Annotated in this window: 13 protein-coding genes; 4 read left to right on the top strand and 9 right to left on the bottom strand. The window is 45.7% G+C overall.

What is annotated here, in order from left to right; all coding sequences use genetic code 11:
- Positions 1 to 295: 295 nt before the first annotated feature.
- Entirely contained in the window at positions 296 to 1915 is a 1620-nt protein-coding gene (locus H2O73_RS04740) for an NAD(P)/FAD-dependent oxidoreductase (RefSeq protein ID WP_182107135.1), read from the bottom strand.
- A 196-nt stretch (positions 1916 to 2111) separates the two neighbouring features.
- Between H2O73_RS04740 and fdxA the strand changes: the two genes are divergently transcribed.
- Positions 2112 to 2435: a ferredoxin FdxA gene (fdxA, locus tag H2O73_RS04735; RefSeq protein ID WP_182107133.1), complete on the top strand. Its 324-nt coding sequence runs from the start codon at positions 2112 to 2114 to the stop codon at positions 2433 to 2435.
- A gap of 152 nt (positions 2436 to 2587) precedes the next feature.
- On the opposite strand, the gene H2O73_RS04730 is transcribed toward fdxA, so the two are convergent.
- Positions 2588 to 3322, bottom strand: coding sequence for an RNA methyltransferase (locus tag H2O73_RS04730; RefSeq protein ID WP_182107132.1), 735 nt, complete (start codon positions 3320 to 3322; stop codon positions 2588 to 2590).
- A gap of 277 nt (positions 3323 to 3599) precedes the next feature.
- Here H2O73_RS04730 and H2O73_RS04725 point away from each other — a divergent pair, with 277 nt between their 5' ends.
- The 3 genes from H2O73_RS04725 to H2O73_RS04715 all read left to right on the top strand — a co-directional run bounded on the left by H2O73_RS04725 (position 3600) and on the right by H2O73_RS04715 (position 6114).
- Entirely contained in the window at positions 3600 to 4730 is a 1131-nt protein-coding gene (locus H2O73_RS04725; RefSeq protein WP_182107862.1) for a flavohemoglobin expression-modulating QEGLA motif protein, read from the top strand.
- Between the two features lie 220 nt (positions 4731 to 4950).
- Positions 4951 to 5490 (top strand): cytochrome b, encoded by a 540-nt coding sequence (locus H2O73_RS04720; protein WP_182107130.1) that lies wholly within the window; start codon positions 4951 to 4953, stop codon positions 5488 to 5490.
- A 141-nt stretch (positions 5491 to 5631) separates the two neighbouring features.
- Complete coding sequence (locus H2O73_RS04715; protein ID WP_182107860.1) at positions 5632 to 6114, top strand: peptide-methionine (S)-S-oxide reductase; 483 nt, start codon at positions 5632 to 5634, stop codon at positions 6112 to 6114.
- A 63-nt stretch (positions 6115 to 6177) separates the two neighbouring features.
- On the opposite strand, the gene H2O73_RS04710 is transcribed toward H2O73_RS04715, so the two are convergent.
- The 7 genes from H2O73_RS04710 to trxB all read right to left on the bottom strand — a co-directional run bounded on the left by H2O73_RS04710 (position 6178) and on the right by trxB (position 16069).
- Entirely contained in the window at positions 6178 to 7584 is a 1407-nt protein-coding gene (locus H2O73_RS04710; protein WP_182107128.1) for an aspartate aminotransferase family protein, read from the bottom strand.
- Positions 7585 to 7599: 15 nt separating this feature from the next.
- Positions 7600 to 9129: an NAD-dependent succinate-semialdehyde dehydrogenase gene (locus tag H2O73_RS04705; RefSeq protein ID WP_182107126.1), complete on the bottom strand. Its 1530-nt coding sequence runs from the start codon at positions 9127 to 9129 to the stop codon at positions 7600 to 7602.
- Between the two features lie 208 nt (positions 9130 to 9337).
- On the bottom strand, positions 9338 to 9814 hold the full coding sequence (locus H2O73_RS04700; protein ID WP_182107124.1) for an Lrp/AsnC family transcriptional regulator: 477 nt from the start codon (positions 9812 to 9814) through the stop codon (positions 9338 to 9340).
- A gap of 67 nt (positions 9815 to 9881) precedes the next feature.
- Positions 9882 to 11069 (bottom strand): M24 family metallopeptidase, encoded by a 1188-nt coding sequence (locus H2O73_RS04695; RefSeq protein ID WP_182107122.1) that lies wholly within the window; start codon positions 11067 to 11069, stop codon positions 9882 to 9884.
- Between the two features lie 402 nt (positions 11070 to 11471).
- Positions 11472 to 13208: a heme ABC transporter ATP-binding protein/permease CydC gene (cydC, locus tag H2O73_RS04690; protein ID WP_182107120.1), complete on the bottom strand. Its 1737-nt coding sequence runs from the start codon at positions 13206 to 13208 to the stop codon at positions 11472 to 11474.
- Positions 13201 to 14988 (bottom strand): heme ABC transporter permease/ATP-binding protein CydD, encoded by a 1788-nt coding sequence (gene cydD / locus H2O73_RS04685; protein ID WP_182107118.1) that lies wholly within the window; start codon positions 14986 to 14988, stop codon positions 13201 to 13203. The genes cydC and cydD overlap by 8 nt, the downstream gene beginning before the upstream one ends.
- Before the next feature lie 118 nt (positions 14989 to 15106).
- The gene (trxB, locus tag H2O73_RS04680) at positions 15107 to 16069 is read right to left on the bottom strand and encodes a thioredoxin-disulfide reductase (protein ID WP_182107116.1); all 963 of its coding nucleotides are present in this window, start codon (positions 16067 to 16069) and stop codon (positions 15107 to 15109) included.
- Between the last annotated feature and the right edge of the window lie 139 nt (positions 16070 to 16208).

Genomic DNA, 16208 nt, shown 5'->3' with positions numbered 1-16208 from the left:
TTCGCCAACTATGAGTCCCATTGGGTGTCCATAACTGATTCGACAATCCCTGTTTTACCTTTGTTCTGCAATAGGTAATTGGTCTAATTAAGCGAGCTCATCTATGCCGTTTACACTAACGACTCGTTATTTTTATACTCGGTAATTCAATAATAATAGTTGCTGGTTATATGGCATGCTACTTGAGGGAAACGATAGAAAAGGGCGCGGAAGGTGCTGTTGAAAACAAAAAAGCCAGCCCCGATGAAATCAGAGCTGGCTTTCGTTTATGCTAGAACGTTAGCGATTCAATCGATTATGCGTTCTCTAGTTGTGCAACGATATCACGAGCTACCGCTTCCGCCGCTTTAATGCCGTCGATGCCTGCTGATAAAATACCACCGGCGTAACCCGCACCTTCACCTGCTGGGAAGAAGCCTTTCAGGTTGATGCTTTGGAAATCTTTATCACGCTTGATGCATACTGGCGAGGAGGTGCGAGTTTCAACACCTGTTAGTAAACCATCTTCAGAAGCAAAACCTTTGATCTTACGATCAAACGCAGGAATCGCTTCACGGATTGCTTCAATAGCAAATGGTGGTAGCGCCTTTGATAGGTCAGTTAATTTGATGCCTGGTGTGAAAGATGGTTCTACATCACCAATCGCACTTGGATCGCGACCTTTTAGGAAATCACCAATTTTCTGCGCTGGTGCATCGTAATTTTCACCACCTAGATGGTAAGCATTTGACTCAAGTTCACGTTGGAAACGAATGCCCGCTAGCGGATCGCCTGGGTAGTCAACTTCAGGAGAGATACCAACCACGATAGCACTGTTTGCGTTGCGCTCTGAACGAGAGTATTGGCTCATACCGTTCGTTACCACACGGCCTTCTTCAGAAGTAGCAGCTACAACCGTGCCACCCGGACACATACAGAAGCTATAAACGGTACGTCCATTCTTACAGTGGTGAACAAGTTTGTAATCTGCCGCGCCAAGAATTGGGTTACCCGCATTTGGACCAAAACGCGCTTCATCGATCATCGCTTGTTTGTGTTCAATACGGAAACCTACTGAGAAAGGTTTTGCTTCCATATAAACACCGCGCTCATGCAGCATTTCAAAAGTGTCACGAGCACTGTGACCCACTGCTAGTACAACGTGGCGAGATTTGATTTCTTCACCGTTTGACAAAGTCACACCCGTAATTTGACCATCTTCCATATGAAGATCATCTACGCGGGTGCTAAAGCGAATTTCACCACCGAGTTCGATGATTTTTGCGCGCATTTTTTCAATCATGGTGACAAGCTTGAAGGTGCCGATGTGTGGCTTGCTTACGTACATGATCTCTTCAGGTGCGCCAGCAGCGACAAATTCAGTAATGACTTTACGACCGTAGAAGTTTGGATCTTTCACTTGGCTGTACAGTTTACCGTCAGAGAACGTACCCGCACCGCCTTCACCGAACTGCACGTTTGATTCAGGGTTCAAAGTACGTTTACGCCAAAAGCCAAAGGTGTCTTTAGTACGCTCACGCACTTCTTTACCACGTTCAACGATGATCGGGTTGAAGCCCATTTGAGCAAGAACTAGTCCAGCAAAAAGACCACAAGGACCAAAACCAATAACCACAGGGCGCTCGGTGAGGCTTGCAGGAGCTTTAGCAACAAACTTGTATTCCATATCCGGCGTTTGACGTACGTGCGGGTCTTTGTTGAACTGTTCAAGTAGAACCGATTCATCGCCTTCAACAATCACATCTAAGGTGTAAATTAGGTGAATGTTGGTTTTCTTACGAGCATCGTAGCCACGTTTAAATACATTGAAAGAGATAACTTGCTCAGCAGCAATGCCAAGCTTTTTAGTAATTGCGCCTAATAGCGCGTCTTCCTCGTGATCAAGAGGAAGTTTGATTTCATTTAAACGTATCATTTTGATGTCTCGTTACTATAGGTGTCTTAGCAAAACGGTTCTGATAACTGTTCGCTCACAATGGCGCGCATTTTACGAGAATTTGGATTGTCTGTCATACTAAATAAGGTTGAATAGCAGCGATATTGTTGAATTTTACCTTGGGACGAGTATTATCCCCTTCTTCATTTTTTGACTAATTTAAGAGTTGATTATCATGGCGTTTGTCGTAACGGATAACTGTATCCAATGTAAATATACTGACTGTGTCGCGGTGTGCCCTGCGGATGCCTTCCATGAAGGACCGAATTTTATGGTGATCAACCCGATTGAATGTATCGACTGTGGTCTATGCGTTGATGAGTGTGATGCACACGCAATTTATCAAGAAGACGAGCTAGCGGACGATCAGCAGGTTTTCATTGAATTGAATGCAGAGCTTGCAGAAATTTGGCCAGTGCAAACGGAAGTTAAGCCTGCCATGGATGACGCAGAGAAATGGAATGGTGTTCCAAACAAGTTGGATATGCTGCAAAGATAAGCTCGACAGCTTGTTTTGATGGCTTAGTTTATAACTGCTTAGTTTATAAACAGTTGGCTTAGAACTAAAAAAGCGTAAGGACTTGATTGTCGTTACGCTTTTTTTGTGTCTTATACAACATGCGCTAGTGGCAGACCCTAGCGATACCCACTTTAGCTATTTTGACGGCGAATGTTATCTAAGATTATGCCCGTAGCCATAGCCACATTTAACGACTCAGCACCGCCAAAGGCAGGAATAGTGATTTTATCCGTCACATATTTAGCGGCTTCTGCGCGAACACCGTGAGATTCGCTACCCATCAATAAAATGCCTTCAGCAGCAAACTCAGTTTTGTGCACGCTTACGCCTTCTAGAAATGCACCATAAACCGGTAGGTTTGATTGCTCTAAATAGTTTGGTAAGTCAAGTTGGTGTACCTGCACACGCCCGAAGCTCCCCATTGTTGCGCTAATGGTTTTCGGGTTGTATGGATCTGCGCAGTCGGTACTTGCCACAATATGTTGAATACCATACCAGTCAGCAACACGAATAATTGTGCCTAGGTTGCCTGGGTCTTGAACACCATCTAACGCGATCATTAAGCCTTGTGCCGTTGGCGCAGTGAGTGTTGGGATCTCAACCACAGCAATAGCCGCATTATTGCTTACTAACGTACTGGCTTTAGTTAAATCGTCTAAAGACGCTTCAATACATTCGAAGCGGCTTAAAGTGTTGTGGTTATGCGCAATAAAGTCAGCAGTGGCAAAAATATGCTGAACCGTTAGGTTACTCTCTGCTAATTCAAGTACATTTTTTTCACCTTGAACAAGGAATAAGCCATGCGCTTTGCGTTGTTTCTTTTGCCCAAGAGCACGAAGCAGTTTTAATTGGTTTTTTGAAATCATTTTATTGTCCCAGATGAAAGCGCAGCGATTATAACCCTAACCATTGGCTAGATTCTATTGCGGATCTGCTTATCAATTGAATCCATTTAACCAAACAAAGCTTAGTGGGTTCTCATTAGATGAGAAAAAGACCGTGTAGGCTATTTGTTGCTCAGTATTAATAAGCGCATATTGTCAATAGGGTATATACCCCAAACGTGATGGATTCACGATTTTTTGCCTATATGGATGATTTGCCGGGGTCAGTAGATTGAACAGAGAAAATATAGTCCCATTGATGCATGCGGGCTTAAAGCATGCCAAAGCGCTAGATAATTCACTTTACTCGTTGGTCAATGGTATTGAGATACTCAGTGCGGTTAGCCCAACCAATTACAACGAGCAGAAGGCGGAGTTTTTTAAGCGTCACTTTTCAGTAGAGCCTCAATTCAGTTATAAGCAAAACAATACCAACGCATTTCAGCTAAAGCGTGAATTGTTCAATTTAGCGATTGAAAAGGTCGAAGATGCAGATTTGCAACGCATCTATGAAGACGTCATTCTTTCTTATGTCGATAAGATTGATCAAATTCAAACCTTAGGCAGCCAAGATTTCCTCTACAACTCGCTGCGCTATTTTGGCGAACCAACTGAAAAAGATATTCGCAACGCAACCTTTATTCTTCATCTGCCAGATTCCGATGACGATGATAAAAAGTTAGTCGATGCACAAGGTATTCAAGCCATTATGGAGCAGTTCGCGCAGCAGCACGACTATCGATATGACCTAGTGGTAGATGACAATATGATTGCCAATGCCTTGGTCAATAAAACCACCGTAAAAATCAATAGTGCGGCGAAAGTACCTCGTATTGAAGCTCATGCATTAGCGCATCATGAGCTCGGTGTGCATCTTGTGACCACATTGAATGCGCAGAATCAGCCACTAAAAGTCCTTTCATTGGGCTGCCCAGTGCACACCATGACACAAGAAGGCATGGCGATACTCAGTGAATACCTTGCTGGGCATTTAACCATAAAGCGTTTGAAGATATTGGCATTGCGCGTACTGGCTGTGGATTCGATGATTCGGGAAAAATCATTTCGCACCACTTTTATGATGCTTAAAGACCAATTGGGCGTAGAGAAAAACTTGGCGTTTACCATTACTGCTCGTGTCTATCGTGGCGGCGGTTTTACAAAAGATTACCTCTACTTGCGTGGTTTTCACGAAGTACTGCATGCCTATGAAGAGCAGGAAGGATTTTTGAATTTATTGTGTGGTAAAACGGCGATTATGCATTTGCCGCAAATTAATCGTTTGGTGGAGAAGGGGATCTTTAATCCACCTAAATTCATCACGCCATCATTCATCGACCCTAGTGACAACGATGAAGTCCGCCGCTTTATTACCCACGCGATAAAATAAAATTAGTTATTTAAGTATTTGCTAACGAGCGACTTGCGAAACGATTGTTTCAAAGTCGCTTTTTTTTACTCGTAGAACTGGTAGGGAACAGCCCAAACATAGAGTACAAATACTCAACATAAGAATTACAATTTACTTAAATTTACCTTGTTGCGGATAGTGTTTGCATAATAGCTGTTGGATAATTAGCCGGTCCCCACAATTAAAACAAGGTAATATTATGCTCAACAAAAACAGACTAACTTGGCAAACGATCGCATTTCACTGGATTACAGGGCTACTGTTTATTGGTGTTTTCGTTCTCGGATTGTATATGGCAGATTTGCCGCGAAGCCCTGAAAAGGGAGAATTGATAGGTTTACATAAATCATTGGGCGCAATCGTCTTGTTAGTAGCCCTTTTACGTATTGTATGGCGAGTGAAAGAAGGTGCTATCCAAGCCACATCACCCGTACCAGCTTGGCAGGAAAAACTGGCTAAAGCGATTCATGGCATCTTAATGTTAGCCACTCTGTCTATGCCGATTTCTGGCATCGCGATGAGTGTGGGTGGTGGTCGTGGCGCGGATGTTTTTGGCTGGAGTTTTATCGCAGCTGGTGACAAAACGCCATGGCTACAAGAGCTAGGTGGGGCGATTCATGGTTTATCGGTGAATATCATTATCTTCGTTCTACTATTGCATATTGCCGGTGCGATAAAGCACCAAGTGATCGACAAAGATGGCACGATGTCTCGAATGCTTGGTCGTACAATTTCTTAGTGTTCACCATTGACCATATTCCCCTTTCAGTACCGGAGCTCAATGCTCCGGTTTTGCTATCTGGTCAGCTTTTACTTGAGCTTGACCGCTGAAGCACAAGATAATCGATATCAGCGTGATTCGTTAATGGTGCGTGAGAGTATGGAAGAGATTTATTTTGCTGGTGGTTGTCTATGGGGTGTGCAAGAGTTTATGCGCCATCTGCCGGGAGTTATTCACACCGAGTCGGGCAGAGCCAATGGTAGCAGTGATAATACGCTAGCAGAGTATGATGGTTACGCTGAGTGTGTGCGTACGAGCTTTGACCCTCATTTGATTACTGTGACTGAGTTGATGGGCTATTTTTTTGAAATTATTGACCCTTATAGTGTCAATAAACAAGGTGAAGATATTGGTGAAAAATATCGCACCGGCGTTTACAGCGAAAGTAAGAGCCACCTAGAACAAGCGAGTGAATTTATTAACCAGAGAAATGATTGCGATAAGATCAAGGTAGAAGTATTACCACTGAGTAACTATGTGAAAAGTGATGAGGAGCATCAAGATCGATTAACTCGTTACCCGAATGATTACTGCCATATTCCTCTTGAGTTGCTGCATAAATATAAAACTCGACAGCCATAACTGAGCCAAAACCTGAGAGGTTGGAATAGCGCCAACCTCTCGACTATATTCAGGCTATTTTGTTTATTTAACCTGCCATTGTTTACTGGTCACCAGAGAATCCATCACTTTATTAATTGCACGGTGGGCGATGTCGACCATTAAGTCGATATCCTCAGTGGTGGCAACTAAAGGTGGCGCAAAGCCAAGAATATCGCCATGCGGCATGGCACGAGCGATGAGTCCCGCCTCCATACACGCCGCCGCGATTTGAGGTCCCACTTTTAAGTTGGCATCAAATGCGGTTCGATGCTGCTTGTCGGCTGAGAACTCAAGCGCATGTAGCATTCCCACGCCTCGAGAATCACCGACAATGGGGTGGTGTGCAAAGATCTGCTGCATTTTTTGTTGCAGATATTGCCCGTTATCAGCGGCGCGTTGGATTAGGTTCTCACGTTCAATAATATCGAGGTTGCAGTTAGCAGCCGCTGCGCCAATTGGGTGACCCGAATAAGTATAACCATGACCAAATGGCCCCCAAGCATCAGTGCCGTTTTCTAATGCTTGCCAAATTTTCTCACCGACAATTACGCCAGAGAGTGGTTGGTAAGCTGAGGTTAGTCCTTTTGCCACAGTGATGAGATCAGGGCGCATATCGTAATAAATTGAGCCAAAAGGCGAGCCAATACGTCCAAACCCACACACCACTTCATCGGCAATCAGCAGCACATCATACTTATCGAGCACGCGCTTGATCGCCGCCCAGTAGCCTTCTGGTGGTGGCACTATCCCGCCGGTACCGAGCACAGGCTCAGCAATCATTGCAGCAACGGTATCTGGTCCTTCTTTGAGGATCATCGCTTCCAGTTTCTCGGCGCAAAACTGACTAAACTCCAACTCACTCATCTCGCTCTCTTGTCGGCGGTAGTAATAGGGAGCGATAGTGTGTTTGATTTGCTCGAGCGGCAGGTCAAAATGGGCGTGAAACAGAGGCAAACCTGTCATGGAGCCTGATGCGATACTAGAGCCATGGTAACCGCGATCACGTGAGATCACTTTTTTCTTCTCCGGTCGACCAAGCAGATTATTGTAATACCAGACTAGTTTAAGTTGGGTCTCGTTGGCATCACTGCCGGACATACCGTAGTAGACCTTGCTCATGCCTTTTGGTGCCATGGCAATAATACGGTCAGATAATTCAACCAAGGCTTCATTGGTATGTCCAACATAGGTGTGGTAATAGGCAAGCTTTTTGGCTTGTGCGTAGATAGCTTCCGCCATCTCTTCGCGCCCATAGCCAATGTTGACGCAATATAACCCGGCAAAGCCGTCAATTAGCTCGTTGCCGAGTGAGTCCTGTATGCGTATTCCTTTTGCTTGGGTGATGATACGACCTGTGATTTCGCCATGCGCATACTGCTTTAAATGCGTAGAGGCGTGAAAAACACGTTGGCGATCCATCTCTAGTAAGCGTTGAGTTCTGTTGTCCATAAATCCTCCCAAGATTTAACTGCCACTAGCCGTTGGCAATGCGCCCAAACAGCAATATTTAATTTCACTAAATTCATCAAAACCATGCTTGCTACCTTCGCGACCGAGCCCTGATTGCTTCATACCGCCAAATGGGATTGGGTGACCGGTCATCTTGACTGAGTTAACGCTGACCATGCCAAACTCGAGTCCGCGCAAGCACTGCCAAATCTGGTGTATGTCATGACCATAAACGTAGGCGGCTAGCCCATACTCTGTGTCGTTGCTCATCTCAATCACTTGCTCTAGGTTGGAATAGGGCATCACAACGGCGATGGGGCAGAAGTTTTCTTCGCGGTAAACCGCCATCTCAGTGGTAACGTTGGTCAATAAGGTGGCTGGGAAGAAACTGCCTCCTGTTTGAGTGGCAATGGTGGCATTGGATTGTGCGATAATGGTGGCGCCTTTTATCAACGCATCATTGAGTAACTGTTGCGCTTTTTCGACTGCGCTCTGATTGATTAGTGGGCCAATAGTGGTGCTCGGGTGGTTACCGTTACCGACAACTTGCGCCTCAACTAATGCTTTGAAATGGTGAATAAACGGCTCGTAGAGTTTTTCTGGTACAAAAATTCGATTGGCGGCGAGGCAGTCTTGTCCAGAGGTTTGGAATTTAGCATCGGCAGCGGCAATCGCGGCTTGTTCAATATCCATATCGGCTAAGACAATGAATGGGGCGTTGCCGCCCAGTTCCATGCTGCATTTTTTCACCGTGTTAGCCGCATCGCTGAGTAGCAGCTTTCCAACCGGAGTAGAGCCTGTAAAAGAGAGCGCCTTCACGTTGTCTGATTGACAAAATACGTGTGAGATTGTATTGGCATTGCCTGTGACAATATTAAACACACCTGCCGGAATACCGGCTCGCTCAGCAAGCTCTGCTAACGCCAGTGCGGAGAAAGGAGTTTCACTGGCTGGTTTCACCACCACGCTACAACCTATCGCCATTGCAGCGGCGGCTTTTCGGGTGATCATCGCGTTTGGGAAGTTCCATGGGGTGATCAAGCCAGCAACACCAATCGGTTCACGAAGGGTTGATAATTGCGCATTGGGGATATGGCTGGGAATGGTTTCCCCATAGCTTCGTCGTGCTTCTTCAGCAAACCAGCGAATAAACGACGCGCCATATTCAATTTCACCTAAGGCTTCTGCCATGGTCTTTCCTTGCTCAATCACCATTAAACGAGCGAGATCTTGTTTTGCATCGAGAATGTGTTGATACCAGCTCAGTAGATATTCGGCGCGTTGATCCGCTTGTAATTGGCGCCAGGTTGTAAAAGCTTGTTGAGCTGAATCAACAGCGTGGTTGATTTGCTGCGAGGAAAGTTGGGTGAAATAGCCAATAATTTCATCATTTGCGGGATTAAAAACAGGCTTGAACCGATTGCCGCTGACCCATTTACCATTAATGTAAGCCAGATTACGAAATAGCTTCACATCTTCAAGTGCGGTCATGATTTCATGGTTGGCTTTGGAATCGTCAATGTCAAAACGTCGAGCTGTATTCATGGTACCCCTCCACTCATGTTCAGATTTTTCTTGGTTTATCTGTTACACGGAAGAAATCGTGTAGGACGATTAATTCGTTTTGTTTGCTCTAACTAAACATTAGCTGAGTGGATGAGGGTGTTTTTTCTGTTAGCGCGCTGCTAGGGATAAGTTTTTCTGTATCGTAGAGGAGAAAGGTGAACATTTTCTGTTAAAGGGCGTGCCAAGGTTAGGTTATCTCCATATCTTCGAAGCAAATTGCCGATGGTTGCTTAACTGTTTTTGTCACAATATAGGTGTAATAGCGCTCGATTCCCACATCCGAATCAAGCCACTTATCAATACAGCGCTGATATTGGTCAATATCGTCACATTGAAATTTGACGATATAGTCGACGCCACCGCCAGTGGCATAACACTCGGACACTTGAGGAGTGGTTTCAACCATTTGTTCAAAGCGACGAAACGCGAGAGCATTGTGCTGCTTTAATGAGACTTCAACCAACACTAAGGTTTGTTTGTTAAAGGCGATCATATTGAGCTTGGCACCGTAGCCCTCAATAATACCCGCTTGTTCCAGTTTCTTGACTCTTTCCCAGCAAGGGCTGATTGATAGGTTGATTTGCTCTGCTAACTGAGATTTGGTGATGCGCCCGTTATGTTGCAGTATCTGCAGTATGTTGATGTCGTAGCGATCGAGTTTCATTTAGCCTCCTTTCATTTGTGATAACAGATTGCGGTGCTTATTGTGATGGTATCGATTCGTTTTGTTGCTAATGCTTAATGAACAAATGACGAGGAAAATCACACAATGTTTCTGCTCCATGACGAGTGATAACAATACTTTCGGTGGTTTCCAAGCCCCAATCTTCAAACCATAACCCCGGCATTAAATGGAAGGTCATTCCCTCTTGTAAAACGGTTTGGTCACTATCGCGCAGGCTCATGGTGCGCTCACCCCAATCGGGTGGGTAACTTAGCCCAATAGGGTAGCCACAACGTGCGCCTTGTCGAGAGAACCCCGCTTTATCGAGAATGCCGTTAATTGTATTGGCAAGCTCTGCACAGGTTGTGCCGGGTCGCGCTATCTTTAGCCCAGCTTCCAAGGCTTCTGTGAGGGCTTGGTCCGCGCGTTTAAATTTGTCGCTTGGCTCACCTAAGAATATTGTGCGAGAGAGTGGGCAGTGATAGCGCCGATGTGCGCCGGCAATTTCAAAAAAGGTGCCTTCGCCTTTGCGGAAGGGGCGGTCATCCCAAGTTAAATGTGGTGCGGCTGCATCAGCCCCTGAGGGCAGTAATGGTACTATTGCCGCATAATCGCCAAAGTGATCTTTGTGACCTAAGATTGCTTGCCTGTTTAATTCCGCGACCAAATAGTGTTTGGGTAGGCCCGGTTCGATCATCTCGTACGCCACTCTGTGCATGTTTTCAACAATGCGAGCAGCGCGATACATATAGCTCAGTTCACGCTCTGACTTTACCGCTCGACACCAGTTGACTAAACCCGTGGCGTCAACCAGTGACGCATTGGGCAGTCGCTGCGTTAGTGCTTCAAATGCGGTGGCGCTAAAATAGTAGTTATCTTTCTCGACGCCGATCCGCCCTCTATCCCATAGTTTTGGCTCAAGTACGGTTTCGACTAAGTATTCCATAGGGTGCAACGGCGGGTTCATCACATAGTGATCGGGGTAGTAAGCAATACTTTCAGCTGACATATACACAGTGCGATAAGCCCCATTGGCATCTTGGCTACGACCAAACCATATGGGCTCGCCTGTGGTGCCAACAACAACACATTGTGGAACATAGAACGACCACCCATCGTAGCCTGTTAGCCATGACATGTTTGAAGGGTCGTGAATGATCAACAGATCAATCTCATGTTCTTCCATAGACTGACGAACTTTTTGCAACCGCAGTTGATATTCGTCTAGATCAAAATGCAAAGCATAGCTTGCCATTTTTAATCTCCTCTAGAATGCCTTGATGTTACTGGCTGGTCGAATCAGTGACCATACACAGAGCATCCGCTAAGAAAGGAATCTGTCGCTGTTTGCTAGCTTAGTCATGAGAGCTATGCGAAGTGATAAATACCTACCAATGTGCGCCTTGCGCTTATACCTATTGAATAATACAGATTGCTTATTTCTGCCGTCTTAAATGAGGCTGTTTGTTAATTAAATGATAAATTCAGCTTGTGCCATAAAATCGGTTTTCACAAGAAATTAGCGAAAATTGCTCTATCATGTTGTTTTCAAAATAGGAATCAAGTTGCGATCAACACAGTCTAGGAAGACTAGATAAAGAAAGACCGAGCCTAGTGACTCGGTCTTGATGGATGGGTGTTCTCAATCAGCTAATGGTTAGAGAGTTTGATTGAGTTGGTAGTAGCGTTCTTGTTTGGCGAGCAAGTCATGGTGAGAACCATGTTCAACAATTTGACCATTTTCAATCAAGCAAACCGCGTCCATTTTGTCTAGGTTGACTAAGCGGTGAGTAATAAACAACACCGTTTTACCTTCGAAATGTTTATCAAACAGCTTCATGATTTGTTGCTCAGTCTGTTTATCTAAACCTTCAGTTGGCTCATCGAGAAGTAGAATAGGCGCATTGTGTAGCAGTGCTCGGGCGATACCAATTCGACGTTTTTCACCGCCTGACAGTTGGCGCCCGCCATCGCCTAGCCATGCGTCTAAACCACTTTTATCGGCAGTTTCACCTTCAAGAAGTTTGCTTAACCCCACTTTGTGTAGCGCAAGGCTGATCTCTTCGTCATCGGCTTGTGGTTTCGCCAGAATCAAGTTGTCACGCAGTGTGCCATTTAATACATCTACACGTTGGCTCACCACTGTGATGGCTTTACGAAGCTGTGACTCGCTCCAGTTTTGGATTGGCTGCCCAGCAATTAAAAGCTCACCTTGGTTTACATCCCAGTAGCGAGTGAGTAGTTGTAATAACGTGGATTTGCCTGAACCAGTTTGACCAACCACGGCAACACGGTTTTGAGCTGCGATGGTAAAGTTAACACCTTCTACTGCCGGTTTTTTACCGTCAGGGTACGTGAAGCTAACACCACGATATTCAATACTGTACTGGTTGTTGTGCTCGACGCTTTGCTCAGGGAAGTTGACATCAGGTTCAGCCAAAATAACATCGTTTAAGCGGCGCGCTGAGGTGAGTGTTTTACCTAAGTGTTGGAATGCTCCGGCAATTGGCATTAACAGTTCTACACTGGCAAGAGTGGCAAATGCGAATAGGGCAATCATTGGATCTGGTTGTGCGCCAGCAACCCCATCGGCAGCGAGCCAAAGCATCAACACTAAAGTCCAGCCGTTTGCCAGCATCAACAATGCTTGAGCAAGACCAGAGAAGTGAGCATCGAAGAATTGATTCTTCAGTAGCTTGTCTTGCGCGCTGTAGATAGCGCTGCGGTAGCGCTCCTCAGCCCCAAACAGAGTCAGTTCGCTATAGCCTTGTAACCAATCCAAGGTGGTAATACGTAAATCAGCTTTGTTTTGTGTTAGCTCAGCGCCGTTACGCTTACCTAATTTGTAAAACAAGATCGGCCAGCAAACCAACAGTGTCAGTAAAATTGCGCCAAGTGTTAAACCTAACGTTTGGTCAAACCAACAAAGCACAGCCGTGAGTGCGGCGATACCGAGTACGCCAACCACCATAGGGCTAATAAGACGCAAATAGACATGATCCATTGCATCAATGTCGGCGATTAAGCGGTTGAGTAGATCCGCATCACGCAGGTTCGATACCTTACCAGGAACGAGCGGTGCCAGTTTCTTGAAAAAGAAAATACGCAGATCGGTCAGTAGCTTGAACGTTGCATTATGGCTAACAACACGTTCACCCCAACGACCAGCTGTTCGACCCATGGCACAACCGCGAACGAATGCGCCAGGCAACATGTAGTTAAAGGTTTCACGGGCAATGGTTAAACCCGCAACGGCTGCGGCTGAAAGGAACCAACCTGACAGCGTAAGCAAACCAATAGAGGCACACAGCGTTAAAAACGCCAGCAACATACCCAGTGAAAGACCGAACCAATGTTTTTTGTACAGTTTTAGATAAGGGATTAAATCACGCATCTAGATTCCCCTCATTATGCTGTTGCAGCGCTTGGTTGGCACTTAACATTTGTTGGAATAACCCTGATTGATTGGCTAACGAGTTGAACTCGCCCGCTTGTACGATTTGCCCATCTTGCATGACCAAGATTTGCTCAACGTTTTGTAATGGCGCAAGTTGGTGCGTCACAATTAATGCGCTTCTGCCTTTGATCTGATCATTAAGTCCTTGAGTTACTAGGCGTTCACTGCGTGCGTCTAGACTGGCTGTTGGTTCGTCCAGTAGCCAAAACTGACCATTTTGCAGCATGGCACGAGCCAGTGCTAAACGTTGTGCTTGCCCTACGGACAGTCCGCCAGAACGATCAGAAACAGGGTAATTTAAGCCGTGTTGATCAACAAATTCTGCGGCGAATGAACTTTGGAGTACTTTTGCGATAGCCTCGTCACTAACGTCATGTTTGCCAAGCGTAATGTTTTCGCGAATTGTGCCATGCAGCAGTAGCGGGTTTTGACCCACCCAACTGATATTTTTTCGCCAATCAGCCAGATCGAGTTCAGTGCGTTCTATACCATTAATAGTCAACGAACCTTGGTATGGCAAAAAGCCTAAGATTGCGTTGACCAAACTGGTTTTACCGGCACCACTTGGACCAACAAGAGCTGTGGTTTGCTGTGCACTAATCTCAAATGAAACCGGGCCCAACAATTTTTTACCTTCTAGGCTATAGACTTCTAAATCGGTTGCTTTGACGCTGATGTTGCGGTTGTCAGCAATTGGCATACTGCCTGATTTTACTGCGGTAACGTCGGTTTCGAGAAACTCAACGATACTCTCGGCAGCACCAACGGCTTGCTGTTTCGCGTGGTAGAAGGTGCCTAAGTCGCGCAGCGGTTGGTAAAACTCAGGGGCGAGAACTAGCACAAAGATGCCAGCAAATAGTGTCACACCCACACCGTAATCACCAAAATTGAGTTCGCCGATAAAGGCAAAACCAAAATAGACCGCAGTTAATGCGATGGAGATTGAGGTGAAAAATTCGAGAACGGCCGAAGAGAGGAAAGCAATGCGCAGCACTTCCATGGTACGTGAGCGAAATACCTCTGAAGCCCCTTTCATTAGCTCTGTTTCCGCCTTTGTGCGATCAAACAATCGAATGGTTGTCATTGATTGTAGACGATCATAAAAGTGACCAGAAAGGCGTTGTAGCGCTTTAAAGTTCTTTTGTCCGGCATCGGCGGCTTTAATACCAACAAGTGCCATGAATAAAGGAACAAGTGGTGCCGTCAGTAGGAAGATTAAGCCAGCTGCCCAGTTAACAGGGAACACCACCACGAGAATAATAAACGGTACTAATACTGCGAGCGACATCTGCGGTAAATAACGGGCGAAGAAATCATGCATCTCTTCTACTTGTTCAAGTAGCAGTGCAGCCCAAGTACCAGCGGGTTTGCCTTTAATATAGGCAGGTCCCAACTCACGTAGTTTGTCGAGAATCAGTTGACGGATATAGAGTCGGATTTGTTCACCGCAGCGGTAGCCTGCAATTTCACGTCCCCATGAGCAAAGGGCGCGTATCGCAACAATAATGGCTAAGCCTGCAAAATGCCCGACTAGGGTCGACTTGTCGACTTGTTCAATAATGAGTTGATGGAGAATGGAAGCGAGCAGAGCTGCTTGCCCCAAAAGGAAGATGCTTGAAAGGACACCGAGACCAACCGCGACCAGTAACCAGCGCTTTGCCAGCTTACTTTGTTCACGTAGCCACTTGTTCAAGCTGCGTTGTTTCTTTTTATCCATTGTGAAGGCTTACTGCTGTTATTTTTATAGGTAGACAGTGGAGTATACAAAAGAAAGCCCCGCGGTAATACCGCAGGGCTTTAGGGATTTAGTGAAAAAATGTGAGTCGACTTTTAGATTAAGCCTTATCAGCTAAGCTATCTAGGTAGCGCTCTGCATCTAATGCAGCCATACAACCTGTACCAGCAGAGGTGATCGCTTGACGATAATTGTGATCCATCACATCACCAGCTGCAAAAACACCCTCAATACTGGTTTGGGTTGCATTGCCATCTAAGCCTGATTTTACAACGATATAGCCATCTTTCATCTCTAGCTGATCTTGGAAAATCGCAGTGTTAGGTTGGTGACCAATGGCGATAAACGCGCCCATCACTTCCAGTTCTTCAATCGCATCTGATTTGGTGTCTTTTAGGCGAACACCAGTAACACCCATGTCGTCACCGACCACTTCTTCAAGCGTGCGGTCGGTATGCAAAATAATATTACCGTTTTCCACTTTATCCATTAGACGCTTAATCAGAATCTTTTCTGCGCGGAAACCGTCACGACGGTGGATTAAGTGCACTTCAGCAGCAATATTGGATAGGTACAGCGCTTCTTCAACAGCCGTGTTACCACCGCCAACCACCGCAACTTTTTGGTTGCGGTAGAAGAATCCATCACAGGTAGCACATGCCGAAACGCCACGGCCCTTGAATGCTTCTTCTGATTCTAGACCAAGGTATTTTGCCGACGCACCCGTTGAAATGATTAACGCATCACAAGTGTATTCAGCACTATCGCCTTGCAGGCGGAATGGACGCTGGCTTAAATCAACTTGGTTTATATGATCGAACAGCATCTCAGTTTCAAAACGTTCGGCGTGTTCTTTCATACGCTCCATCAGGTTAGGACCGGTCAGCCCTTCAGGATCCCCAGGCCAGTTTTCCACTTCCGTTGTTGTGGTTAATTGCCCACCTTGTTGCATACCTGTCACTAGAACTGGTTTAAGGTTGGCACGTGCTGCATAGACAGCGGCGGTATAGCCTGCAGGACCAGAACCAAGAATTAGTAAGTTGCAGTGTTTTACGTTGCTCATTAGCGCTCCATTAGCATTTACCCGAGCTACGCCTGAGGCGAGGAGGGGATCAATCTTTAAAATATTGTCTTTGATTGTAATAGAAATAATGGGGACGGGAAAAGGACATTCAAGCCGGAGTAATTAAATAAATCGCAAT

Source organism: Vibrio marinisediminis, assembly GCF_014050145.1.
Lineage (GTDB): Bacteria > Pseudomonadota > Gammaproteobacteria > Enterobacterales > Vibrionaceae > Vibrio > Vibrio marinisediminis.
Note: the sequence above shows the minus strand (reverse complement) of the source record. Positions and strands in the feature narration are given on the sequence as shown.